This window comes from Pseudomonas fluorescens (assembly GCF_030344995.1).
GTDB classification, from domain to species: Bacteria; Pseudomonadota; Gammaproteobacteria; order Pseudomonadales; family Pseudomonadaceae; genus Aquipseudomonas; species Aquipseudomonas fluorescens_BF.
The window spans coordinates 1,134,988-1,160,544 of record NZ_CP128260.1; the positions used below are offsets into that span (position 1 = coordinate 1,134,988).

Here is a 25,557-nt window from a genome sequence, read left to right on the forward strand (position 1 = left end):
TAACAAGCACCTCCAAGACTTTTTTCACATGGGTTTCACTGGCTGCCCACGCCGTGCTCTTTAACCTCGCCGCATCAAATGACAAGTGATGGCGGCTTTTTGTGGAATTGCGACTGAGTCTGTTCGGCGTCAAGCGCTCGATTGATCTGAGCGGTCTGGCCCGTTTTCGAAACACCTGGGTGGTCTTGGCGGCGTCGGCGCTGGTGATCCCGCTGACCTTGTGGCTGCTGGCGCCGGCGGCGGTGCCTGACCTTGCCCACGGTAATGTGGCCGGAGCGCAGGCGCTGAAGGACGGCTGGGACAAGGGCGAGATGATCGTGCTGGTACGCCATGTCGAGCGCTGCGATCACTCGAAAGCCCCGTGCCTGAGTGGCAATGATGGCATCACCGACCGTTCGCGCAGTGTCGCGGTGAGCGTCGGCGCGCAGTTCGAGCAGTTGGGTCTGGACAAGGCCGACGTCTACAACAGCCCGATGATGCGCACCGTGCAGACCGCCGGCTACATGTTCAACAAGGCCGCGACCGGCGAAGACTGGCTGATCAGTTGCAAGGGCCGGATGCTGCAGGACGCGCTCGCGCACAAAGTCCCGGGACGCAACCTGATTCTGGTGACCCACAGCGAATGCATGGCGCAGCTGGAAAAAGATCTCAAGGTGCCGGCCTCGACCCTCGGGTACGGCGCATCGCTGTTTGTTTCCGCCGCCAGCCCGGCGGCCCCACAGATGCTCGGCTTCATTGAAGCCTCCGACTGGCGCACGGTGACCACCCAATGAAATCCCGCTTTTACGCTTACAACTTCGGCATCCCGCTGCTCTGCGCAGCCGTGGTTTTTCTGATGTTCGACATGACCAACATCGACATCGCCTTCAGCAATTTGCTGTTCGATCCACTGAGCCACACCTTTCCGCTCGACAAGATTCATTTCTTTGAAAAACTTACCCACAAGTGGGCGCGGATCATTCCGAACTGGACCGCCGAAATCGCCTTGATCGGCGCCATGCTGTCCTTTATCTGGCCGCTGGTGAAACCGCAAAAGCATCCGCGTCTGGGCGGTTTTCTCGAGCGCAGCAAAGTCGCGCCGGTACTGCGTTTTGCCGCCGATCACCGTAGGGATTTTCTGTTTGTGGTGGTGGCTTTCGCGGTCTGCACCGGGGTGATCCATTTCCTCAAGGCGCACACCAGCGTTTACTGCCCGATCGAGACCACGCTGTACGGCGGAAAGATGCCGCATATCGAGTGGTACAACAATTTCCAGCTGTTCCACGAAGCGGGTGAAGGGCGTTGCTGGCCGGGCGGTCATGCTTCCGGTGGCTTCACCATGCTGGCGCTGTATTTCGTCGCACGTCGTTATCAATGGCGCTTTTCCAGCGCGTTGCTTTGGGGCTCGCTGCTGCTCGGTTTTGTCTACGGCACTACGCGAGTCCTACAGGGCTGGCACTACATGTCTCACACGTTCTGGGCCGGGATCTTCGTGTGGCTGGCGTGTTTGCTGACGGCGCTGGCGTTCTACGGGCGGGCTCGTCTGGAATTGCCGGTGTTGAGCAAGCGTGAGCGCAAGGTGTTCGCTGCACAGCCTGAGGTTTCTCTCTGAGCCCTCGCCGCTGAAATGAAAAACCCGCCATCACCGGCGGGTTTTTCGTTTGTACTGTCGTGGCATCAATAGCCCACGAAGTAATACGCCTGGCGCCCGACCATCATGGTCTTGAGAACTTTCAACGGGGCGACGGGTTCGCGGTCTCCCGACATCACGGCGATGTTCGATGGCGATGTGCTGAGAAATTCCCGTAGCTGCGCATCGGTGTCCAGGCCCTTGAGGACGCTCTGGGTGTAGAACACGCTGGCGCCGCCGACCCGTTCGTTGGCTTGAAACAGTGCGACCTGACTGCCGCTCGTTTGCAGCGACTGGATGTGCTCGGTCAGCGGCAGGAACGACAGGTGTTTATCGGCGTTCGGCAGTGCCCATTGCGCGGCGCCAAGGTAGCTGGCGATGACCACTGTCAGTATCCCCGCCGCCAGTGTCTGACGATGACGGGCGACTCGTCCGACAAAACCATTCTTGTGATCCTTCAACTTGTCGAACAGCACGCCTGCGTATTCTGCCGCGATCACTGCCGCTGCGGGTGTCATCGACATCAGGTAAACCGTGCGTTTGCTCGAGGCCAGGGTCAGCAGGATGAACTGCGCGATGATCCACAGGCTGAAAAAAAGCAGGTAACGGTTGGCCTTCAGTTCCTTGCGAAAATGCCACAGGCCCAGGTACACCAGAATGTTCCAGGGCAGGAACGCCTGCGGCAGCTTGGCTAGGTAGTAGTAGAACGGCTCGTAGTGGCCGGCTTCGACGAACGATCCGCTGAAACGTCCGACGCTGTTGGTCAGCAACACTTCGCTGACCGCCTGGATGCCGCCGCGCTGATAAAGCACCGCGAGCCAGATCAGCAGCGGGATCAGGCCGAGCGCTGTCAACAAACCGGGCCGCAACCACTCGGTCAGTTTGAAGCGCTTGCCCATCAGATTGTCGGCCAGCAGATAAGCGAAAATCACCACCCCCGGCATCGCCAGGCCGAGCACGCCTTTGCTCAGCGTGGCGATGGCAATCCCGACGGCAAACAGCAACGAATTGCCTGCGGTCGATGCTCGCTGCGCCTGAAAGAACGCCAACAGTGCCGTGGTCACGCCGAGCGCGAGCAACGCATCCTCGCCGACGCCGCGCACGTTGCTCCAGTAACTGGCCATGGTCGCCAGCAAAATCCCCGCCGTCCAGGCGACGGCTTTCGGGCGTTCAAATCGACGCAACATGGCGTACAGCAGCATCACGCTGAGCAACCCGGCCACCGCCGACGCCAGTCGCACCGCCCAGGGCGAGACGCCGAAGATGCGCATAGCGCCGGCGTCCAGCCACAGGCTCAGTGGCGGTTTCTCCAGGAAGGGTTCGCCGAACAGACGCGGTGTCACCCAGTCGTTGTCCAGGTGCATTTCCATCGCAACGCCCGCAACCCGGGCCTCGGTGGAGCCTTGCAGTTGATGGTTGCCAAGGGCGAAAAAGAACAGCAGGGCGGCAAGCAGAAGCAGGGAAGAGGCGGCACGCGACATGGGTTCAAGCAACCGGAAGTGAGCGGAAACCCAAGCTTACGCGGCCAATCCTTAATAATTTGTGAACGTCAGGACAGCGGTCGCGACCAGCGTTGCTCCGGCGTTTCGAAACGCGGATTGACCCGCGCCGTCAGCACATGATCCTGCCAGCGCCCGGCGATGTTCAGATAGGCCTTGGCATAACCTTCACGTTCAAACCCGAGGCGCTCCAGCAACCGGGCGCTGCGTTCATTGCCGGGAATGTAGTTGGCCATTATCCGGTGCAGGTTCTGGGTGTCGAACATGTAGGCGATGGCCGCCTCCAGCGCTTCCTGCATCAAACCCTTGCCCTGATGCGCCTCGTCGATGTGATAACCCAAATAACAGGCCTGGAACGCACCACGGATGATCCCGCTGAAATTGCAGGCACCGATCATCTGCTCGCCATCCGGGGTCAGCAACGCCATATGCACCGCCAGCCCGGCTTCGAAGGCGCTGGCCTGGATTTCAAGGCGTCGGCGGATCTGCTCGGTGGAAAAATAGTCGGTGGTGCGGATCGGTGACCACGGGGCGAGATGGCGCAGGTTGCGTTGATAGAAATCGCTTTCCAGCGGCGCCTGATCCGGGTCGAGTACCGCGAGCGTCAGGCGTTGACAGGGAAGGGTCAGCAGCGGCATCGGATGCTCCGGGGCTCGGGATTGATCACCAGAATTGCCCGGTGGGCAGGAAAATACAAATCGCCGCCAGATTCCGGGCAAAAAAAAGCCCGCAGGAGCGCGGGCGAACCGTAGTTTCTTGAATGAGCGAGGGCAATGTACACGGCCATCACCGCCGCCGGGGTGAAGAAAAGTTCATGTCGATGAACGACTTGCGTCATCGACGAGCGGTCGTTTCAGTGCACGACAGGCGCCGTCGTACGGGGCACCAGGTTCACCGGATCAAGGTTCTCCACGGCGCGATTGACCAGCATTTCGGTCATGATCGACAGCTGCCGGATCGCCAGCAACCGGCTGCGTTGAGAGCCAGTGAAATCATCGGCGATGTTGGCCGTCACCATGTTCAGCGCCGCCAGGGTTTCGCAGGCATGAGTCAGCAGGGTGGCCGTGTCCACGTCGGTGCGCACGGAGAAAATCTCGTTGAAAGGCAGGGTGCGACGCGGCTTTCTCACGTATTCCTGAGGCTGGGCAAGCACAGCCGGTTCTTTCGCTTCGGTTTCGTGAGTCGGTGTTTGATCAGGCAGGCTTCGGGTGTCTTTTTTCATGACGAGGCTCCATGGTTTCAGGCTCCCGGCGAATTCCATTGGTAAACCATCTGCCGGGTTGCAGCGGAGCGCGAAGACTAGCGTTTGGAAGCATCTTGAACCAGTTCATGGAAGTCGACGCGGGTTGCGGGAAATTTCCTAGGACGCCTGCAGGCACTTGAAGGGGGTGCGAAATTCGTCATGACGCTCGACCGTGGCGACGCTGGGCAATTTGTCGATAAGCTCGTCGATCAGCCATCGTGCGGAGAGGCGCAGGGTTGGACGTCGATGATCAGCAGTGCCTGGCGCATGGGGTCTCCCAGGGTGAATATCCAGATGCGACAAAGCCCTCACTGGGCGTGCCTTGTCGTTGAGAGTTGGAGGTCGGGGGTGAGTTGAATTGTTTGCCCAGTGTATTGATTTAATAAAGTGTTTTTTGTTTGAAAATGTACTTGGAATACCGTTTGGAATAACACAAGAGTCGGGTTGAAGGCGCGGAAACGACAGTAGGTGCCGAGTTACCCTCCATAAACTCCCAATAGTAGCCTCCCGGTGAGTCGTGTGAGCTTTTCAGATTTGGAGTACGCCTGTAAGCGTAAGCAAACGTGCCGTGAGCGTTTCTTGGCCGAAATGAATGAAATCAGCACCTTAGCCGTATGTCGATACTGGCTCGAAGCTATCCAACCGGTTAAGGTGTGGGATTGATCACATATACCTCACAGGGATGCGGCGAGCACGCCCTCCCTGCTTCTGTGTAAGGAACGTGCGCGTGAACCAGCAGACCCTGGCCCCCTTCATCTGGAATATCGCAGATCTGCTTCTGGGAGCCTTCAAACCCTCCGAGTACGGCCGCATCATCCTTCCGTTCACCGTGCTGCGTCGTCTGGAATGTGTGCTGGAACCCACTCGCGGCAAGGTACGCAGCCAGTATGAGGCGATGAAGGCCAGTGGCGTTGATATGGACCTGATCTTGCCGACCACGGCAGGTGCAACCTTCTACAACGTCTCGCAGTTTTCCCTGGACAGCGTGGGCTCTACCAGCACCCGCGCCAACCTGGAAGACTACATCGCCAAGTTCTCCGCCAACGCCCGCCAGGTGTTCGAGCATTTCGCCTTTGACCGGTGGCTCGAGAGTTTGGAGAAAGCCAACCTGCTCTACCTGGTCACGCAGAAGTTTGCAGCAGTCGACTTGCATCCGGACAAGATCAGCAATCACGAAATGGGGCTCGTCTTCGAGCACTTGATCCGCAAATTTGCCGAGTCATCCAACGATGATGCTGGACAGTACTTTACGCCGCGGGATGTGGTGCGCCTTGCCACCACCCTGGTGTTTGCGCCGGATCATCAGGCACTCAACGGCGATGGTGTGGTGCGCACCGTGTACGACTGTGCCGCCGGCACGGGCGGCTTTTTGTCTTCGGCCATCGAGCAGGTCTACGAATGGAACCCCAATGCCCGCTTGGTGCCCTACGCCCAAGAGCTGAACCCGGAAACCTACGCCATTTCCGTGGCGGACAAGCTGATCCAGGGCTATGACACCCGTAACATCAAGCTCGGCAACACTCTGTCTGACGATCACCTGCCCCATGAGCAGTTCGACTACTGCCTGGCCAACCCGCCGTTCGGCGTGAAGTGGGAGAACGTCCAGAGGCAGGTACAGGCCGAGCACAGCCAGCAAGGCTTCGCTGGCCGCTTCGGCGCCGGCCTACCGCGCGTGGGCGATGGTTCGCTGCTATTCCTCATGCACCTGCTATCCAAGCGCAAACCGATTGAGCTGGGCGGCAGCCGCATCGGCATCGTGTTGTCTGGCTCGCCGCTGTTCAACGGTGGTGCTGGTTCGGGCGAGTCGGAGATTCGCCGCTGGATTCTTGAGAACGATTGGTTGGAAGCGATCGTCGCCCTGCCCACAGATCTGTTCTACAACACCGGTATCGGCACTTATATTTGGGTGCTGTCCAACCACAAGGACGGATTGCGAAAAGGCAAAGTGCAACTGATCGACGCCTGCAACATGCACGCGCCGATGCGCAAGAGCCTGGGCAGCAAGCGCAAGTACCTGTCTGACGAGCAGATCACCGAGATCGCGAAGCTTCACGAGGCCTTCAAGGAAGAGCCGAATTGCAAAATTTTCGCCACGACCGACTTCGGTTATCGCCGTATCACCGTCGAGCGTCCGCTGCGCCTGCGCTTCTCGGTCACTCCAGAAAAACTCGCCGCTTATCGGAACACCAAAGGCGCGGATCAGCTCGAGGCGTTTGCCAATGTGCAGGGCGATTTTGACAACCTGCCGGCCTTCCTAGAGGCTGCCGGCATCAAGAAAATCGGCAAGGGCGCGCTAAAAGCCGCGCTGGCCTGCTTTGGCGAGCGCGACGCCAATGCCCAGCAGGTAGTGGACGACAAGGGCAATGTGCAGTCCGACAGCGACCTGCGCGAGTTCGAGAACGTGCCGCTGAGCCAGGGCATCGACGACTACTTCGCCCGTGAAGTGATGCCCCATGTGCCGGATGCTTGGATCGACACCGGCAAGACGGATGCGAAAGACGGCCAGGTTGGCATCGTCGGATACGAGATCAACTTCAACCGTTACTTCTACGTCTACCAGCCACCGCGTCCTCTGGCCGAGATCGATGCCGACCTCAATGCCGTGGAGGCCGAGATCGCCGAGTTGTTGGGCGAGGTGACGGCATGAGCCATTATAAGCCTTATCCGGCTTACAAGGACTCCGGGGTGGAGTGGTTGGGGATGGTGCCGGAGCATTGGGATGTTAGAAAGCTCAAATGGCTGGCATCGTTACAGAGCGGCGACTTCATTACGAGCGAGACAATCGAAGAAGAGGGTGAATACCCTGTTTATGGTGGAAACGGCCTTCGCGGATACTGCGCAGCTTTTACTCATGAAGGAGCCTACGCCCTCGTGGGACGACAGGGCGCGCTATGCGGGAACATCAATTATGCCGACGGCAAGTTCTGGGCTTCGGAGCATGCTGTAGTCGTTTCACCTTATATACCCACTGCCGTTCGCTGGTTAGGCGAACTGTTGCGTGCAATGAATCTAGGCCAGTACTCGATATCGTCTGCTCAGCCTGGTTTGGCAGTAGAGCGCATAACCGATTTGTTTCTGCCTGTGCCGCCGGAAAGTGAGCGTCAGATCATCGCTGTATATGTGGGTCGCGAAGCTGCTCACATCGATGCGCTAATTGAAAAGAAAACCCGCTTCATCGAACTGCTGCGCGAAAAGCGCCAGGCGCTGATCATAAGGGCCGTCACTAAAGGCCTTGATCCCGATGTGAAGATGAAAGAATCCGGTGTGGAGTGGCTAGGAGAGGTGCCGGAGCATTGGAATGTTTTGCAATTAAGACATACAGCTCGGTTGGAGTCAGGCCACACACCAAGTCGCTCGAAGCCAGAGTACTGGGTCGACTGCAATGTCCCATGGTTCACGCTCGCAGATGTCTGGCAGGTTCGTAGTGGCGAGCAGAAGTATGTGTCGGAGACCTCTGAAAAAGTCAGTCAGCTAGGCCTGGATAATTCATCGGCCCGTTTGCTGCCTGCCGGCTCCGTATTCTTATCCCGGACTGCATCTGTGGGCTTCCCGGGCATCATGGCGGTCGACATGGCAACCTCCCAAGATTTCGCAGTGTGGACATGTACTAGTGAGCTATTTAACGAGTACCTCTATTACGTACTGCTGGGCATGAAACCGGATTTCGATCGCTTGATGATGGGATCGACCCACAAGACTATTTACATGCCAGATATCGAGGCTATTCGACTTGCTCGCCCACCACTTGATGAGCAGCGAGATATCGTCAATGCGTTGGGTGGCCAGCTTGGTCGTTTCAAGATGGTCATTGATAAAACCGAGCGTAGCATCGAACTCCTAAAAGAACGCCGTTCCGCTCTGATCACAGCTGCAGTCACTGGACAGATCGATTTGAGAGAGACCGAATGAGCCAGGGTCGTAGTCTGCGTCTGTTTCTGGTGGACGGCACGCCCAATGGCCTGCTCACCGCTGAGATCATGAATTGGACCGGTCATGTGCTGACCGGCCCACGCTCCAAATTGGCCGAGCTGGTGCAGCGTCCTGAATGCGCGCGAACCGGCGTGTATTTTCTTGTCGGCCCCGACCCGGACGACAGCCTACGGACCCGGGTGTATATCGGCGAGTCTGATGATGTGGCCCAGCGGTTGAAGCAACATAACCGGCCGCAAGAGCAGGGTGGCAAGGACTTCTGGGAGCGTGTGTGCCTTATTACCAGCAAGGACCAGAACCTGACCAAGGCCCATGCCAAGTATCTGGAGAGCCAGCTTATCCAGATCGCCAGTCAAGCCGGTCGCTGTGTAGTAGGCAATGGCACAGCGCATAGCTACACCAACCTGCCTGAGTCAGACCGCGCTGACATGGCGTTTTTCCTTGAGCAGATTCGCATCGTGCTACCTGTGCTGGGCTTCGACTTCCTGCGCGAGCTGATCAAACCCTCCAAGCTTGTTATGGCACTCGTCGAGCAACCGATTAGTCAGTCGCCGCGTTTTGTATTACAGCTTCCAAAGAGCAAGGAGCGCGCGCTGGCGCAAGAGGTCGATGGTGAGTTCTTCGTACTGAAGGGAGCACGGGCTCGCTCTCAGTGGGTAGGAACTGCGGATCACAACTACCGGAATCTGTACCAGCAGTTGGTGAGTGATGGTGTGATTGTCAGTGACGGAAGTGAGTACCTGATGTTTAAGGACGACTATGCCTTCAGTAGCCCGAGTGCCGCAGCAGCGGTTGTGTGTGGGCGTGCAGCCAGTGGTCGAACCGCTTGGTTCGTCGAGGGTAGTGGCGAAACTTATGCCGCCTGGCAGGACAGCCAACTGAACGTTATTGATGTGAAGCCAGAAACCGAGTCGCTCGATTAATAAGCTGAAGCAGCCGCAGGAGTTGATGTTGGTGGTGCCACCAAATTACGGGCTTGACTGGCGGTATCTACAACGAGTGTGAGTGGATCTGCCCCCCGGCTGTATCAGTAAATACGCCCGATAGACATTATTTGATGGGCCGTTCCCAAGGATGGCCGCGACGTTGAAGGACGAAACGATGAGTCATATCCACCACGAGTGCGAACTGGAACGCCATATCGTCGAGCAGCTTGAAACTGCCGGCTGGCTGGTTGGTAAGTCTGCAGACTATGACCAACGGCGGGCGCTAGTCCCTGACGATGTGCTGGGTTGGCTGGAGGACAGTCAGCCGCAGGCTATGGCTAAGATCCTAGCAATGAATGGTGTAGGCACGCGCGATGTGGTGCTGGACCGACTGATCAGGCAACTGGAGAATAAGGTCGAAGGCGGGACTGTAAATGTGCTGCGCTACGGCTTTGCCGTGGCCGGCGGCGGTATCCTAGCCATGAGCCAGGCGCTACCCGAAGACGCGCGTAATGGCACGGTGATCGCCCTTTATGCGGCGAACCGTTTGCGCGTAGTGCCGCAGCTGCGTTACTCGTTGGACAAGGCCGACGAAATCGATCTGGCCTTCTTCATCAACGGTATCCCGGTGGCCACGGTGGAGTTGAAGACCGATTTCACCCAGTCAGTCCAGGCCGCCATGCAGCAGTACTGCATGGACCGCCGTCCTGAGCGCAAGAGCGGTGGCCTGGAGCCGCTGCTCACCTTCAAGCGTGGCGCGGTGGTGCATTTCGCCATGAGCGATAGCGACATACGCATGACCACCAAGCTGACCGGCGACTCGACCTTCTTCCTGCCGTTCAACCGGGGCAACGATGGCGCCGCCGGCAACCCGCCGGGCGACAACGCTAGCTACCCGGTGAGCTACTTCTGGGAGCGCGTGCTGCAGAAGGACAACTGGCTGCATATCTTCCACCGCTTAGTGCTTCAGGAGCGTAAGGAGGCCCAGGACGTCAACGGTAAAACCTACTTCAAGGAAGGCCTGATCTTCCCGCGCTTCCACCAGTGGGAGGGTGTGACGAGGATGATCGACGCGGTGCGGGTAGAAGGGGCAGGGCAACCGTATCTGATCCAGCACAGCGCCGGCTCGGGCAAGACCAATACCATCGCTTGGACCGCGCATTCGCTGATTCGTGTGCGCCGTCCGGACGGTGAGCCGTATTTCCACAGCGTGATCGTGGTAACCGACCGCCAGGTGCTTGACCAGCAGTTGCAGGATGCCATCCAACAGATCGAGCACCAAGCTGGCGTGGTATGCGCCATCGACCGCCAACAGTCGAATCTGCCCAAGAGCCAGCAGTTGGCCAAGGCCATGCTCGATGGTGTGCCAATTATCGTTTGTACCCTACAGACGTTCCCCTATGCGCAGAAGGCCATCCTCGGCGAGCAGAGCCTGCGTAATCGTCGTTTTGCCATCATCATCGACGAGGCGCACAGCTCCACCGGGGGCAGCACGGCGGATGACCTGCGTTATGTACTGACCGGGCAGAGCGAGGCGGAGTGGGAGAAACTCTCCAAGGCGGAGCGGTTGTCCGTGTGGCAGAGCTCGCGCTCGCGTCCAGGCAATGCCAGCTACTTCGCCTTCACCGCCACGCCCAAGCATTCGACGCTGAGCCTGTTCGGTCGCCCGCGCAATCCGGCGCAGTCCGTCAGCACCGACAACCCGCCGGCACCGTTCCACCTCTACACGATGCAGCAGGCGATCGACGAAGGCTTCATCCTCGATGTGCTGAAGAACTACACCAGCTACGAGGTGGCGTTCAAAATTGGCAGCGAGATGGTCGATGACAAGCGCGTGGACGAGAAGAGCGCCGGGCGTAAATTGGCCAAGTGGCTGTCGCTCAACCCGGTGAATGTGGGACAGAAGGTTGAGCTGATCGTCGAGCACTTCCGCAAGAACGTCGCGCACCTGCTCGGTGGCCAGGCCAAGGCCATGGTGGTGACCAGCTCGCGTGCTGCAGCGGTGAAGTATCACCTGGCGCTGGAGGATTACTGCAAGCGCAAGGGCTATGACAACGTGCTGGCGATGGTGGCCTTCTCAGGTGAGGTGCCTAATACGGATGTGGAAGCGGCCAGCCTGCCCAAGGATCACCAATTCAGTGAAACTAACCTGAACCCCGGCCTGCATGGCCGCGATATGCGCAAGGTGTTCGACACTCCGGACTACCGGGTGATGATCGTCGCCAACAAGTACCAGACCGGCTTCGACCAGCCCAAGTTGGTTGCCATGTACCTGGACAAAAAAATATCCGGTGTGGAGGCCGTGCAGACCCTCTCGCGTCTGAACCGTACCTTCCCTGGGAAGGACAAGACCTTCGTCATCGACTTCGCTAACAAGGCCGACGAAATACTGGCGTCATTCAAGACCTTCTATCGTGATGCTCAGGTGGCGGACATCCAGGATCCGAACATCGTCTATGACATCAAGCAGCGCTTGGATGGCATGTTCATCTATGAGCAGGCTGAGGTGGAGGCTTTCGGTGATGCCATCGTCGATCCGAAGGTGACGCACCAGAAGCTGTTCTCGCTTACTCAGTCGGCCACCGACCGCTTCAACGGAAAGTTGAAGACGCTCAACGATGCCATCGACCAATGGGAGAAAGCCTGGGAGAAGGCCCATGACGAGGGTCGCGACAAGGACATGGAATACGCCGATGTGCAGCGTTCGGAATATTGCAAGGAGCGCGACGAGCTGATGATCTTCAGTGAGAGCCTGACCAAGTTCGTGCGCAGCTATGAGTACATCGCCCAGTTGATCGACTTCGGCGACCCGAGCCTGGAAGCCTTCGCCAGCTATGCTCGCCTACTGCGTAAGCGGCTCAAAGGCATCACCGCCGAACAGGTGGATCTGGGTGACCTCAAACTCAGCCACTACAAGATCAAAAAGGGCAGTAACCTCAGTGGCGTCGCCGTCCTGGGTGAAACACCTGGCCTCTATGGTATGACTGATAACGGCCTGCGCGACGCCCGCGACCGCGAGAAAAAATACCTCGCCGAGCTGATTGAGAAGCTCAACAACTCCTTCGGCAAGGACATTACCGACACTGACCAGGTGGCCTTCGCGGTGCACGTATCCGAGAAGCTGCGCGCTGACAGCGTGGTAATGGCCCAAGTGCAGAACAACACGATGGAACAGACCATGAAGGCGGACCTGCCTTCAAAAGCCATCTCTGCCATCGCTGCCGCCATGAGCAGCCACACTAGTATGGCGACCAAGCTGCTCAGCGATGAGTCGACGCGCGAGGTGTTTCTGACGGTGGTATACGAGCTGTTGAAGAAAGATCCTGGGGCAGAGCTCTTTGACCTAGCGAGGCCGACTATGTAGAGATCGGCTAGCCCTCAACCCTGAGGGGGCAAGCGGCTTTGAAAGCTATTTGCTGTCGAATCGCTGGACGCCCCTCTGGGTTAGGTAGGGTGCATTCCATCTCGTAAGGCTTGTCTCTTCAAGCTGACCTTTTCGTGTAAAAAATGCAGAATGCGACAATACTGCATTGACGTCCCGTTTCCATTCCCTTAGCATGGTCTCCAAGCCGGCTGCAGTATGATCGCATTCTGCGCCCGCGACGGATCGAATTGAATATTGGCAGACACGCAAGGAGATTGAATGAAACGAAAACGATTGAAATTAGCACCCCCGACGTATCTTTCCCTTGTGGTCTACCTTGCTCTCAGCCCCAATATCGAGGTCGGCTTCAATCGTTCGTGGCAGGTAAATGCTGATGGCAGTGAAACTAGAAGCCTGAAAGTAGATATAAAAAAATTTGAACATGGGAAGTTAATTAATGGTGGCGAAAAAAACACTCTCTCATATCGCTGATGTCTCATTAGGTCAGACTTTTCGGGAGCGAGCGGAGACAGACAGCCCCGAAAGTGGCATTAGGTTGATTCAGATAAAGGACGTCCGGGAGGGGGAGCTGAATGATATAACTTCCCTCCCTTATGCTGATATCGAGCCATCTAAATTGAAGGTTAAACTCCTGGCCGGAGATTTGCTATTGCCGCTAAGAGGTACGCGAACTGAAGCCATGGTGTTTAGAGGGGGGAGCGGTAATGTCACCACAACAAACCAAGTCGCCATAATTCGCCCCAGGCAGGATGGAGGGGTAAGTTTGGAGTACCTCCATTGGTTTTTTAATTCAGCTGAGGGGAGTGTTTTACTTGAATCCATACGAACCTCCGCAAGTATACCAAATATAAGTGTTAAGAATTTGCTTGAAATATCGGTGCCAGTTCCAAGCGTGAAAAAACAAAAGCAAATAGTTGAGATTTATCATAATTGGTGTGCGCAGAGGGCTACATTGCGTGAGTTGATTGTTAATGGAGAGAGTATGGTGGCAAGTGCTGCGCACGAAATGTTAGGTGGAAACTGATAAATATGGGTACTTCGTTTGCTGGTTTGAAAGCGTTTGTGCTGGAAAGTATTGAGCGTATGCGCCTGAGAGGAACGGATCTGGACGCGGCAAAGGTTTTATTGCTCTTTATGGTCTGCAAGAAAACGCTTGATCTACTCAAAGAGGAGCGGAGTGTTCAGGCGAGAGAGGGCTTGATTAAAGACTCAGATCTTGATGAGTTGTGCAATGTGGAGTCGTTGGCATCAGTTGTCGCGCACGTAGTTGAAAGAAATTCAAGTTCGTTTTTCTCAGAGTCCATTCTAAGTATTTGGAGTGAAGTACAGCCTGTCTTCAATTCTGATTTGTCGGAAAGGAATGAGTTGGTTAGGCTCTGGGATGAGTTTAGGTGTTTTTCTTTTGATGAGTGTAATTGCGAAGATGGGTTGGCCTCATTTTTTGAGTGGTTCTTGGTAGAGTTGGCTGAGCGGAATTCTAATAAGGGAGGATATTTCTTTACTCCTGATGGAATAGTTAATTTGATGGTCCAGCTTCTCGATCCTAAAAGTGGAGAAAAGCTATATGATCCGGTATGTGGCTCCGGAGAGTTTTTGATAGGAGCTATCAATAAAGTCAAGGAGTCATCGGAAAGGAATTGGCTGTATGTTTTAGGTCGAGAAAGGTCTGCTGAGACAGCTTTTATAGCGATGGCAAATGCTTATGTCCACGGAATTAGTGTGGATAGTATAGAGGTTTGTGATGCGCTAGCCCGTATGGATTATGAAGAGAAGGTTTACGGAAAGTTTGATTTGGCTTTAGCAAATCCGCCTTTTTCGCTTCGACATTGGGATGGCGAAAGATCCGTTGACTTTCTGCGCTATGGGTTGCCTCCTCAAGCTAATGCGGATTTTGCATTTATCCAGAATGTCCTTTTCAGTTTGAATGAGAATGGTCGAGCAGCAATGGTTGTGCCTATGGGGGTTTTATTCAGAGGGGGAGTAGAGAGGGAGATTAGAAGGAAGATGCTGTTAGAGAATAATGTGGATGCCATTATTTCAATTCCTCCAATGTCATTTTATGGTACTGCCGTACCGGCGAATATCTTGATAATGAGGAAATCTTCGGTATCTAGAGATGTGCTTTTTATTGATGGGTCAAGTTACTTTTCGAGAAGTCAACGCCTGAATCGTTTGGGGGGAGACGCGATAGATAAAATTGTAAGCTTGTATGCAGAGCGAAAAGCTGTTGATGGTGTTGCTTGTTGTGTTCCTGTTAAGGATTTGGAAGAGAGCGACTGGAATTTGACGGTTTCTAGATATGTAGCCCCTCCTGCCGTAGTGGGAGTGGAGTCTGTGGCTACACTATTGGAGCGACAAGAAAAATTGCAGTTCGAGCTAAGCGTATTACAGCAGGAGATGAGATTGTTGTTGAGTCGAGACAATACTGATTAGATTAAAGCGTGGGTTTGTTGCTTGCAGCGCGGGGGTTGAACCGGGGGAGTATTTTACTAATCCGACGTTTCCCGTGGGTTTGAAGTGGCAACTTCAAACTTTGATTTCAGGTAGTAATCTGGAGAGAGTAATTGCGGATCTGTCGCGGTGTGCTTGCCTGGCCGATTCTGGCAGCCGCTCGCAGCGGAGGCCCTATCTCTTTTCAAAGATCGAAAACCCATGACGTATCCAGGCGTCGGGTGATCAGTCGAACAGTGAGCAGATAGTAATATCGTGTGCCCTCACCGCGATGTTTCAGGCTATGTTTGAGAAACCAAGCTAGATGCTTCCGTTTCCATCTCCAAGGCGACTCGCATTGCCATCGCTGTACGATTGCAGCCTGGATCATCTTCGCTTGGCGCAAGTGTCGCTGCCGCGTCGCGTGAGACCCAGTCAGCGCGGCAGCCAAGAACACCTCCATATCAAATGCCTTGGTCATATCCGTCCCCCGATGTAGGCAGCGACTACCTCAATCCGGCCATGCCCTAGCTCATAGCTGATCTGTATGCGAGCCTCACGGTCGAGGCGCGGATCGATGGCATAGCAATGACCACCGTTAATCGGTGCAGGATGTTGGGTAATCTGCTCGTACCGCTCACAGGCATACGCCGCGCGCAACTCATGAAACCCTTTCAGGGCGTTTTTATGCAGGACGCCCCGCGATGCCCCGGCTACTCGTTGCAATACGTTCGCATAGCTTTCGCTTGGCGCGACCATGTTACGGCTACCCTTCGGCGACACCTTTGCCGCAAACCTCAGTGCATCGCGAATATGTTCATCCACCGCAATCCAGCGTGGCGCCGAAGCACCACCTCGGCGGCCTTTCGTGCCCTCCTGGATATTGATCTTGCCGAGCCTGTCAGCCTCACGGATCAATCTGGGCAAATCAGCCAATATCGTCTCGCGCAACCGCATCCCAGTGGCACGTGCCATCTGAATCATCGCCGCCGCGCGTAGCTGTTCACGATCACAAAGCACATCGACAATCTGCTGCACCTGCGCGCGATCCTGCCCTTGCGGCAACGACTGGCGAACCCTGGTGCGCTGCATACCCAACGCCTTGCTCGAACTTGACAACTTCACGTACTGATCACCGCGAAGCGCCGCCATGGTCCTGTTAACGCTGGATAGCCGGTTTTGTGCGGTGCTGACGGCGAGGTCACCGCGCCCAACCACTTCGCGCAGATACGCCGCATAGTCGGCCAACACCTTCCGATCAATCTGCCGCGCATCGTTGATCCCGGGCCCCTGTTCGGAGCGGCACCACTTCACGAATGCTAGCCACCGATCACAGTGCGCCTTGACCGTGCCGTAGTGGCCACCGCCGAACATGTCTTTCAACGCCTGCGGCCCTGCATAGCTCAGTTGCCTGCCGTAGCCGAAATTGCGGCCATCGCGTCTACCCACCAATGCCATGTCGGTCACCTCATCTTCCGATCTCCGATCCTTGCCCCACGTCATCCCACCAAGAATGTTGAGTGTTATCAGGGATCAAGGCCCCTGCGACCTGTGGAGAATGTCCTCTTCGCGGGACTGGCGGCTCCTTACGTCCGGGAGCAAGGGCATCTCATGATCTGGCCTCCTGTACACCGTTGCCGGTGGGCGGGTGGAGGCAGCACTGGCTGACGAGACCAGCGCCTGAAGATCCTGAGCCATGTGCAAGCAGCAATGCGATGACCGGGGCATACCTGACTGTCAGTCAGGTGCAGTCCATTCCTTGGTCTGCGGCACCATCATCTACAGCGCTGTTGCTGGTGACATCGGCGTTTGTCACGCCGATTGTCACGAGGGGGAATGCCGCAAAGCCTTGTGCGATCAGGGCTGCAGCAGTGGTAGAGGTGCCCGTCTCTTTCCAGAAGAAAGAGACGGGCACAGGTTGGCGCAATATTCGGCCAAGCGGATAGGTTGCTGCAGGGCAGCGAGGTACGGTATATCTGGCGCACGAGCGCTATATGTGTAAGAGCATCCATCACCGGGGAGGTGACCGGGCGAGCTGCCGGATGCGAATCGCCCTTGGGGAGAACCACCGCGGGAGCGGCGTGACCTTTAAGGTTCGGGTCACCTGGGGTGCTGTCATCGACAGCGTTTGCACGGCCAGTTCTACGCCTGTGGATAAACCCGGTCAAGGGTCGAAATTCAGCGCTCTTGGGGACGTGAAAAACGGTTATCCATCGATGGAATTCCGTGGTAAATCCCGGACAACGTCGTGGCTTTTAGCTCTTCAAAGTGAGGTCCATCCAAACAGGGCGGCTTTGCAGCCCTGTTTGGATGGACCCGTGTTCAAAAGCGGATAAGCGAGGCTGCCTGCTCCGAATCTTGAGCGCTCAAATGTTGCTGCTGCCATTCTTGCGCTGTACAGAGCTAGCGGATCGGCACCACGTTCTTGTCTCTGACTTGGCCGTACGCTGAGGCGAGCAGGCTGCCGGTGGCGGCCTTCTGGATGTACTCACTCCACCAGGCCATCATCGGTCGCCTGCGTTCGATGTAGTCTGCTCGATTGTAGGCGCTGCGCACCTCATCCTTGTCGACATGCGCCAGTGCGACCTCAATGAGTTCCGGGTCCCACCCATGCTCATTCAAGATGGTGCTGGCCATCGAGCGCATGCCGTGGCTGACCAACCGATCCTGGAACCCCATGCGTTTCAACGCCATGTTGGCGGTCTGGCTATTGGCGTGCGTGCGCGGATTTCTGTCTGCCGGGAAGACGTATTCGCGATGGCCGCTGTGGGTCTTCAGTGACTCCAACAGTGCGACAGCGTGATCACTCAACGGGATGCTGTGAGGGCGGCGCTTTTTCATCCGCTCCGGTGGGATAGTCCAGACACGCCTTTCAAAGTCGATGTCTGCCCAGCGAGTGGTCGCCGCCTCGGCGGGGCGAGTCATCGTGTGCAACTGCCACTCGATCAGGCAGCGGGTGGTGCGTTTGATGCTGGCGTTCGCGATCTCCAGCATGAGCTCGGAGAGCTCTTCGGGCGGAAGCGCAGCCATTTTCTCTTTCTTGGGTTTCTTGAAGACTGCCCTGATGCCGCTGAGCGGGTTGGCGAAGATCAGGCCTGAGTTTACGCCGTAGGTCATGATCTCGTTTAGTCGCTGGCTGAGACGCTTGACCGTCTCCAGGCTGCCTTTCGCTTCGATTGGGCGAAGCAGTCCGATCACCATCGGCGCGGTGATTTTGGTGAGTGGTGTCGTCTTCAAATCGGGGAACACGTGCAGCGTGAGCGAGCGCCAAATGTCCTCCGCGTAGGCCGGGGTGACCGAGTCTTTCTTGAGTTCAAACCAGGCGGTGGCCACGTTCTCGAAGGTGTGTTCGGTTTCCGCGCGTTTGGCTTCATTCAACGTATTGCGCTGCACCTTCGGATCGATGCCTTGGGCGAGCAGCTCGCGGGCATCGACTGCCATCTTTCGTGCATTCGCCAGTGACAGTTCGGGGTAGGTCCCGAAGCCGATGTTGATGCGCTTTTTGGTCACCGGTTCGCGGTAGATGAAATTCCACAGCAACGAGCCGTTGCAGCGTACTCGGAGCTGCAAACCGTCACCGTCAGTAAGGACGTAATCCTTGGACGCCGGTTTGACTCCCTTGAGCTGTCGATCGGAGAGGCGGAGGTTTTGAGCAGGCATGAGATTGTCCTCAAGCACTGATTCGGTATTCCAAAGATTAGCACCGGGTGAGCTGGAATACCGCCTGGAATACCCGAATGGCTGGAACTCAAAAAATCTCAGAAGCCCGCAAAAGCGCTGGAGGCCGCGTATTTACTGGATCGCAGGCACAAAAAAAGACGTCCGTGGACGTCTTTTTTTGATCATTTGGTGGAGCCGGGGGGATTTGAACCCCCGTCCGCCAGTACTCCGCTGTCGGTACTACATGCGTAGCCGTGTCTATTAAGTTAACCCTCAGCGACCCGACGGGCAGGGTGCTTTGGGCGAGTTGTGTAAGTTTTAGCCGCTTCGTCCACAACGTACTGCACGGCGATTCTGTTCTATATGACAATCATTTTGGGTTTACAGACATCCCCTGATGATTGCTGGACCCGAAGGTACCAGGAGTGCATGTCAGCTGCAATTAAGCAGCGAGAGCAGCACCGTATTGGTCGTCATTGGCAACTATAAGAAGTTGCAACAGTGGATTTACGACTTCTGTTACCAAGTCGGCATGCACCTAGAGTTTCGCAACCGGCGTCGAATCCTAAACGGCCCCGAACTCATTGCTCAGTGAATCTGTTTGAGCAACAAGCACGCGCAGTGTACGCCAAACGGCCCGCAAGGCCAACCCGAAGGTTGGCCGGGCCTGGATCAATTGTTGGTGCCGGTGGATTTGCGCAGTTCCATGATGGTTTGCGAGGTTTCCGCGACACAGTCATCGATCTTGCCCTGATCCTTGAGCGCCTTAGCCTTTTGTACGCTCGTTTCCGCGCGCTGACTCAGTTCTGGCGACGATGCCAGCTGCCCTTTGGCGTTATTGATGGTCTGGATGTTGGAATCGCACAAGTCAGCAGGCTTATCTGCGGCGAACGAGGTGGAAGCCATCATCGAGGCAGTAACGAACAGACCTAACAGTACAGAACGTTTCATGTGTATCTCCTTGAGCTGAGGATCCAGACTTCGCTGGCCGTCAGGACGGGCAACCGAATGGAGGAAAAGCCCCGATTGTTCGGGGCCTGTTCTGTGGACTGCGCTCACTCGCAAGGGTTCTATTTTTCTTCACACGGCGGTTGCGGGGGCTTTGGCACGGGTCACCCGGTCCACCAGATACACCAGACCGTGGTAGTCGATTCCGCCGTGTTGCGTCAGACCAATCTCACAGGTGCGGCTTGTGGAAATCCCCTCGCTGCACTGTTGCACCGCATCCTTGAGCGTTCGCAGGGAATGACTGTTGAGCTCCGGCGTGGTGAAGCCCTTGTCGCCGGCGAAACCGCAGCAGTGAATACCTTCCGGGATCACCACGTTCTTGCTGCATTTGCGCGCGAGGTCGATCAGCGCCTGGCTTTCCCCCAGATGCTGAGTGCTGCACGTGACATGAACGGCAATCGGAGCTTCCTGCGGCGTGAAGTCGAGCCGGTCCATCAGGTGCGTACGGATGAATCGCACAGGGTCATACAGATCCAGGCGAACATTTCCCACATCCTGCACCAGTCGCAATGTGCAGGGGCTGGTGTCGCAATAGATCGGATCGAGCCCGCCGCGACTGGCCTGGAGCAGTGCGCCGATCAGTTCCTGACGCTTGTGCTCGGCCTGCTCGGCATAGCCCTTGGACGCGAAAGGCTGACCGCAGCAGAGGTTGTCCAGATTGTCCGGGAACACCACCTGATAGCCGGCCTTCTCCAGCAGACTGCGGGTTTTGTCGTACAGCGACATCTGCTCCTTGTCGCCCGCCGCCGGCCCCATTACTCGTGAGACGCAGGCCGCCAGATACACGACGCGCGGGCGTTCGTCTGAGACAGCCGGGCTGAAGCGAATGGCTTTTTCCGGCTGCGGCATCGCGTTGGTCCACAGCGGCACCTGACCTTTGGACAGCCGCGTCAGGGTCGCCGAAAGCTTCGCCAGCCGCGGTGCCCCCAACAACATCCGCGCACCGTTGGCCACATGCAGGGTGAAGCGCGCACCTTGCAGGGTGGTGGCGAAATTTCCTTCGATCAAGTTGGCGGTTTTCGTATGCGTGGCGTGACGGCCGCGAAGCTTTTTCACCAGCTCGCCGGTGTTGATGCCTACAGGGCAGCGTTGCGCACACAAACCGGTCGCGGCGCAGGTATCGATGCCCTGGTACTCGTAGGCTTTTTCCAGTTCGGTGGTGTCTATTCCGGCGCGCTTTCGTGCCTGGATGTCGCGCCAAATCACGATGCGCTGGCGCGGGCTCAGCGTCAGGCCTTTCGAGGGGCAGACCGGCTCGCAGAAACCGCACTCGATGCATTTATCCACAATCTCGTCGGCCGCCGGCAGCGGTTTCAGGTGCTTGAGGTGGATCTGCGGGTCTTCGCTGAGCACCACGTCCGGATTGAGAATGCCCTGAGGGTCGAGCAGGCGTTTGAGCTGCCACATCAATTGATAGGCGTCGCTGCCCCATTCCAGTTCGACGAAGGGCGCCATGTTGCGCCCGGTGCCGTGTTCCGCCTTCAGCGAACCGCCGAACTCCACGGCCACCAGTTGCGCCACGTCGTCCATGAACGCCTGATAGCGTGCGACTTCTTCCGGGCTGTTGAAGCCTTGGGTGAAGACGAAGTGCAGATTGCCTTCCAGCGCGTGTCCGAAAAGGATCGCTTCGTCGTAGTGATGTTTGTCGAACAGCTCGATCAGACGGTTCACTCCGATGGCCAGCTGTTCGACCGGGAAGGTCACGTCTTCGATGATCACCGTGGTGCCGGTCTTGCGCACGGCGCCGACGGCGGGGAAGGTGTCTTTGCGGATCGCCCAGAGGCGGGCGTTTTCGACCGGGTCTTCGGTGAAGTCGACCTGTTTTTCCACCGGAAAGGCGCTGAGCGACGCCATGATCTGCGCCAGTTGTTCCTGCAGCAACGTGGAAGAGGCGGCGCGGGATTCGATCAATAACGCGCAGGCATTGTTCGACAGCTGCTGTACGAAAGCTGGCATGCCGGGTTTGTCCTGCACCGAGCGCAGACTGCGGCGGTCGAGCAGTTCCACGGCGGACACCGGTTGGCTTTTCAGCACGGTGACGGCGTTGCAGCAGGTCTCGACGTCCGGGAAAACGATCAGCGCCGAGGCCTTGTTCGGGTGGTCGATCACCGTGTCGTAAGTCACCGCGCTGATGAAGCCGAGGGTGCCTTCGGAGCCCACCAGCAAGTGACTCAAGATGTCCACAGGTTCATCGAAATCCACCAAGGCGTTGAGCGACAGACCGGTGGTATTTTTCAGACGGTATTTGTGGCGGATTCGCGCGGCCAGTTCGGCATTGGCGCGGGTCTCGCGGCCCAAGCTCGCCAGACGTTCGAGCAATTCTCCGTGGCTGACTCGAAACGCCGCGACGCTGGCGTCATCTTCGGTGTCGAGACGTGTGCCGTCGGCCAGCACCAGACGAATCCCGGCCAGCGTGTGATAGGTGTTTTGCGCGGTGCCGCAGCACATGCCGCTGGCGTTGTTGGCGACGATGCCGCCGATCTTGCAGGCGTTGATCGACGCCGGATCCGGGCCGATCTTGCGCCCGAATGGCGCCAGCCATGCATTGGCCTGGGCGCCGATGACGCCTGGTTGCAGGCGGATTTGCGTGCCTTGCCCTCGGATCTCCCGGGCGTTCCAGTTATCCCCAAGCACGATCAGCACCGAATCACTGATCGCCTGGCCGGACAGGCTGGTGCCGGCGGCGCGGAAGGTCACCGGGACCTGATCGCGCTGGGCCAGTTTCAGCAGCGCCACCACTTCATCTTCGGATTCGACGCGGATCACCAGTTTCGGAATCAACCGGTAGAAGCTGGCATCGGTGCCGAAGGCCAGGGTCGACAGCGGATCGTCGAAACGCCGTTCGGCGGGAATCAGTTTTTGCGCATCGCGCAGGAAAGTCGCCGGTAAGGTCATTGGTCCTCCAGGATCAACACCACCAGGTCTTTCGGGCCGTGGGCGCCGTAGGCCAGGACTTGTTCGATGTCGGCGGTTTTAGACGGGCCGGAGACCAGCAATGCATTGGTCGGCATGCCTTGTGCCCACTCGAATTCCTGCTGCACCTGATAGAAGTTGTCGCGGATCTGGCTGGCCTTGAGCAGGGCGAAATGCACCGGCGGTACGAGGCTCATCAGCCGTGGTTCTTCGCGGGTCGGCCAGAGAATCAGGCTGCCTGTGGCGGCAATCGCGCCGAGGGTGCCGGTGAGGCTGGCCGGGGTGTCGTTGAACAACTCGGCTTTCCACTCTTCCATTGGCCGGTCGTAGGACTTCAGCGCCGGCAGATCAGGATTGTTCGCCCAGTGTTGAGTGATGCGCTGCCCGTGAGGTGTAGTCGGCGCAATCAGCAGGCTCGGCAACTGGCGGTCGCGCAGCAATTGCGCCAGCAGCGCCGGCCAGCCATCAGCGGAAGTCAGATGGATTTCGGTGTGCACCGCTTCCATCAGTTTGCGCAGTTGCGGGATCCGTTGTTCGGCGCTGTAGATGTAGGGCTGGGTCACCAGATCGACGTCGAAGTTGTCGGCAATCGGAGTGGTGCCGGTCAGACTCTTCCGTAACTTGCCGAGGATGTTTTGCTTGGCGCTCATCAACGGTCTCCTTGTTTGGCCAAGTGTTCGCGAGCCATGTCATGCAATGAGCGGGCGGCGGGTTTCGGCGCACTGTGATTCTGCGTCCACGGCCCGACGTTGTTCGGCGCCTGCGCGCGCAGGCGCGTGGCGAAAAACGCAAACAGTCGATACAAAGTCGGCGAGCTGTTGAGCTTCGCCCATGCGTTCCAGATGAAACGCTCCTTGCGCGAATATTTGCTGCCCTGACCGCGCATCACTTGATGAGGACTGTCGGGGGCTTTGACGTTCTCTTCGCGTAGGCGACGCAGCAGCGCAGGGATAGGAATTTTTACCGGGCAAACTTCACCGCAGGCGCCGCATAACGAAGACGCACTCGGGTGATCCGGGACTTTCGCCAGGCCGACCATGTGCGGGGTGATGATTTTGCCGATCGGGCCGGGGTAGACCTCGCCGTAGGTATGGCCGCCGACGCGGGTGTAGACCGGGCAATGATTCATGCAGGCGCCGCAGCGGATGCAGTTCAACGTCTGGCGCAGTTCGCTGTCGGCAAAGGCTTGGCTGCGACCGTTGTCGAGCAGCACCAGATGCACTTCCTGCGGGCCGTCGAGTTCATGTTCCTTGCGCGGGCCGGAGATCATGTTGACGTAAGTGGTGATCGGTATGCCCAGCGCCGAGCGGGTCAGCAATGACAGCAGCGGCACCACGTCGCGCAGGTTTTCCACGACTTTTTCGATGCCGGTGACGGCGATGTGCACTGGCGGCACGGTGGTGGTCATGCGGCCGTTGCCTTCGTTTTCCACCAGCAGCAGGGTGCCGGTTTCGGCCACGGCGAAGTTGACGCCGGAGACGCCGATGTCCGCTTCGAAGAATTTCTGCCGCAGGACCCTGCGACCGATCTGAATGAGTTGGTCAACGTCCTTGGTGTATTCCACGCCAAGTTTGTCGTGGAACAAGGACGCGACCTGACCGGCATTCTTGTGGATTGCCGGCATGATTATGTGTGAAGGCTTCTCGTGGTCGAGCTGGACGATGTACTCCCCCATGTCGGACTCCAGACATTCAATGTCCCGAGTCTCGAGGAAATGGTTCATCTCCATCTCTTCGCTGACCATCGATTTGCCCTTGATCACTTGCCGCGCCTCGTGAGCGCGGATGATCGAAAGGACGATGCCATTGGCCTCGTCCACCGTTTCCGCCCAGTGCACTGTCACACCGTTGCGGGTCAGGTTCTGTTCCAGTTGCTCGAGCAGGTCGGGCAACTTGGAGAGCGCGCGGGCACGGATCGCATTGCCCAGTTCGCGCAGGTGTTCTCTTTCGTGGGCATCGCTGAAAGCCGCTGCCCGCTTGGTCATCAATGAATCCATCGCGGTGCGGAAGTTGTTCCGTAACTGCGAATCGCCCAGGGCGTTGTGCGCCCGGGTGCGGAAGTCTTCTTCTACGGCAACCGTAGGAATAATCGTGGAAGTGCTCATCGCGCACCTCCGGTTCGTTGCCAGAGGAAGCTCGCCAGGTGTTGCCCGCGCAGCGCTTCCTGCTGTTTTTCCAGCGAGCCATTGATGTTCATCAAGCAGCCGCAGTCGGCACTGAGTACCTGATGCGCGCCGGATTCCTTCAACGCCCGGGTCTTGTCAGCCACCATCGCGCCGGAAATGTCTGGCATACGGACGCTGAATGTCCCACCGAAGCCACAGCATTCGCTTTCATGGTCGTGGTTGACCCGTTCCACGTTGCTCAACTGCGCCAACAACTCGCGGCCGTGCAGGTGGGTGTTCATTTCACGTCGCGCCGAACACGAGGTGTGCAGCGCCACTTTTACCGGCTCGCCGCTGTCTTTGAGCCGCACCTTGCAGACGAACAGCAGAAACTCGGCCAGCTCATAGGTGCGGGCCGCGAGGGCCTGAACCTGTTTCAACGTTTGCGGCTCGTCCTTGAACAAGTCGGTGTAGTGCTCGCGGATCATCCCGGCGCACGAACCCGACGGCACCACCACCGGATAGTCCCCGGCAAACAGCGCCAGTTGCGAGCGCGCCACGGTCCTTGCCTGCTCGGTGTAGCCCGAGGTGTAGGCCGGTTGTCCGCAGCAGCTCTGCCCTTGCGGGTAGTCGACCCGGATGCCTTCGCGTTCCAGCAAGTGGATCGCGTCCATCCCGGCTTCCGGGTAAAACAGGTCGACCACGCACGTGCCGAACAGGTAGACCCGCGATGGTTTCTCGCTGGGGTATTGCCGGGGTTCGGGCAGTGGCGGTGCGACGCGAGTGGCGTTGGGCACAGCGTTGTAAAAAAGCTCGCTCATCAGGCGTGTCTCCGGGTGGGCCCGGTTAT

At 57.5% G+C, this 25,557-nt stretch carries 19 protein-coding genes, 1 other RNA gene and 2 pseudogenes; 10 read left to right on the top strand and 12 right to left on the bottom strand.

Annotated elements, in window-relative coordinates; all coding sequences use genetic code 11:
* Positions 1-101 precede the first annotated feature (101 nt).
* Positions 102-773 carry a histidine phosphatase family protein gene (locus tag QR290_RS05015; RefSeq protein WP_115076480.1) on the top strand — a complete coding sequence of 224 codons (672 nt, stop codon included), beginning with the start codon at positions 102-104 and terminating at the stop codon, positions 771-773.
* Positions 770-1,591, top strand: coding sequence for a phosphatase PAP2 family protein (locus QR290_RS05020; protein ID WP_289204469.1), 822 nt, complete (start codon positions 770-772; stop codon positions 1,589-1,591). The genes QR290_RS05015 and QR290_RS05020 overlap by 4 nt, the downstream gene beginning before the upstream one ends.
* A gap of 65 nt (positions 1,592-1,656) precedes the next feature.
* Here the strand turns inward: QR290_RS05020 and QR290_RS05025 are convergent, their stop codons facing one another.
* The 4 genes and pseudogenes from QR290_RS05025 to QR290_RS05040 form a co-directional block, all read right to left on the bottom strand.
* The gene (locus QR290_RS05025; protein WP_289204470.1) at positions 1,657-3,090 is read right to left on the bottom strand and encodes an ArnT family glycosyltransferase; all 1,434 of its coding nucleotides are present in this window, start codon (positions 3,088-3,090) and stop codon (positions 1,657-1,659) included.
* 68 nt (positions 3,091-3,158) lie between these two features.
* On the bottom strand, positions 3,159-3,746 hold the full coding sequence (gene rimJ / locus QR290_RS05030; protein WP_289204471.1) for a ribosomal protein S5-alanine N-acetyltransferase: 588 nt from the start codon (positions 3,744-3,746) through the stop codon (positions 3,159-3,161).
* 215 nt (positions 3,747-3,961) lie between these two features.
* Positions 3,962-4,330 carry a DUF6124 family protein gene (locus QR290_RS05035; protein WP_289204472.1) on the bottom strand — a complete coding sequence of 123 codons (369 nt, stop codon included), beginning with the start codon at positions 4,328-4,330 and terminating at the stop codon, positions 3,962-3,964.
* Between the two features lie 156 nt (positions 4,331-4,486).
* Positions 4,487-4,620, bottom strand: a pseudogene (locus QR290_RS05040) (hydrolase); the annotation flags it as partial.
* A 241-nt stretch (positions 4,621-4,861) separates the two neighbouring features.
* Here QR290_RS05040 and QR290_RS28735 point away from each other — a divergent pair.
* The 8 genes and pseudogenes from QR290_RS28735 to QR290_RS05075 form a co-directional block, all read left to right on the top strand.
* Positions 4,862-4,996: pseudogene (locus QR290_RS28735) on the top strand (IS5/IS1182 family transposase); the annotation flags it as partial.
* 82 nt (positions 4,997-5,078) lie between these two features.
* Positions 5,079-6,998: a type I restriction-modification system subunit M gene (locus QR290_RS05045; protein ID WP_289204473.1), complete on the top strand. Its 1,920-nt coding sequence runs from the start codon at positions 5,079-5,081 to the stop codon at positions 6,996-6,998.
* Positions 6,995-8,260: a restriction endonuclease subunit S gene (locus QR290_RS05050; RefSeq protein ID WP_289204474.1), complete on the top strand. Its 1,266-nt coding sequence runs from the start codon at positions 6,995-6,997 to the stop codon at positions 8,258-8,260. Before QR290_RS05045 ends, QR290_RS05050 begins: the two co-directional genes overlap by 4 nt.
* Entirely contained in the window at positions 8,257-9,204 is a 948-nt protein-coding gene (locus QR290_RS05055; protein WP_289204475.1) for a GIY-YIG nuclease family protein, read from the top strand. The genes QR290_RS05050 and QR290_RS05055 overlap by 4 nt, the downstream gene beginning before the upstream one ends.
* 178 nt (positions 9,205-9,382) lie before the next feature.
* Positions 9,383-12,571 (top strand): type I restriction endonuclease subunit R, encoded by a 3,189-nt coding sequence (locus QR290_RS05060; RefSeq protein WP_289204476.1) that lies wholly within the window; start codon positions 9,383-9,385, stop codon positions 12,569-12,571.
* Positions 12,572-12,850: 279 nt separating this feature from the next.
* A complete protein-coding gene (locus tag QR290_RS05065; protein ID WP_134063022.1) occupies positions 12,851-13,063 on the top strand; it encodes a hypothetical protein in 213 nt (70 codons plus the stop codon).
* Positions 13,029-13,616, top strand: coding sequence for a restriction endonuclease subunit S (locus QR290_RS05070; protein ID WP_289204477.1), 588 nt, complete (start codon positions 13,029-13,031; stop codon positions 13,614-13,616). The genes QR290_RS05065 and QR290_RS05070 overlap by 35 nt, the downstream gene beginning before the upstream one ends.
* A 5-nt stretch (positions 13,617-13,621) precedes the next feature.
* Entirely contained in the window at positions 13,622-15,025 is a 1,404-nt protein-coding gene (locus QR290_RS05075) for an N-6 DNA methylase (RefSeq protein WP_289204478.1), read from the top strand.
* Positions 15,026-15,499: 474 nt separating this feature from the next.
* Here QR290_RS05075 and QR290_RS05085 read toward each other — a convergent pair whose 3' ends face one another.
* The 8 genes from QR290_RS05085 to QR290_RS05120 form a co-directional block, all read right to left on the bottom strand.
* Complete coding sequence (locus QR290_RS05085; protein ID WP_289204479.1) at positions 15,500-16,480, bottom strand: integrase domain-containing protein; 981 nt, start codon at positions 16,478-16,480, stop codon at positions 15,500-15,502.
* A 945-nt stretch (positions 16,481-17,425) separates the two neighbouring features.
* Positions 17,426-18,682 (bottom strand): integrase domain-containing protein, encoded by a 1,257-nt coding sequence (locus QR290_RS05090; protein WP_289204480.1) that lies wholly within the window; start codon positions 18,680-18,682, stop codon positions 17,426-17,428.
* A 187-nt stretch (positions 18,683-18,869) separates the two neighbouring features.
* Positions 18,870-19,259: a transfer-messenger RNA gene (gene ssrA / locus QR290_RS05095) on the bottom strand.
* Positions 19,260-19,354: 95 nt separating this feature from the next.
* Positions 19,355-19,633, bottom strand: a complete 279-nt coding sequence (locus QR290_RS05100; protein WP_289204481.1) for a hypothetical protein — start codon at positions 19,631-19,633, stop codon at positions 19,355-19,357.
* Between the two features lie 129 nt (positions 19,634-19,762).
* Complete coding sequence (locus tag QR290_RS05105; RefSeq protein WP_289204482.1) at positions 19,763-22,585, bottom strand: FAD-binding and (Fe-S)-binding domain-containing protein; 2,823 nt, start codon at positions 22,583-22,585, stop codon at positions 19,763-19,765.
* Complete coding sequence (locus tag QR290_RS05110; protein ID WP_289204483.1) at positions 22,582-23,253, bottom strand: LutC/YkgG family protein; 672 nt, start codon at positions 23,251-23,253, stop codon at positions 22,582-22,584. Before QR290_RS05110 ends, QR290_RS05105 begins: the two co-directional genes overlap by 4 nt.
* Complete coding sequence (locus QR290_RS05115; RefSeq protein ID WP_289204484.1) at positions 23,253-24,707, bottom strand: LutB/LldF family L-lactate oxidation iron-sulfur protein; 1,455 nt, start codon at positions 24,705-24,707, stop codon at positions 23,253-23,255. The genes QR290_RS05110 and QR290_RS05115 overlap by 1 nt, the downstream gene beginning before the upstream one ends.
* Entirely contained in the window at positions 24,704-25,528 is an 825-nt protein-coding gene (locus QR290_RS05120) for a (Fe-S)-binding protein (RefSeq protein ID WP_289204485.1), read from the bottom strand. The genes QR290_RS05115 and QR290_RS05120 overlap by 4 nt, the downstream gene beginning before the upstream one ends.
* Between the last annotated feature and the right edge of the window lie 29 nt (positions 25,529-25,557).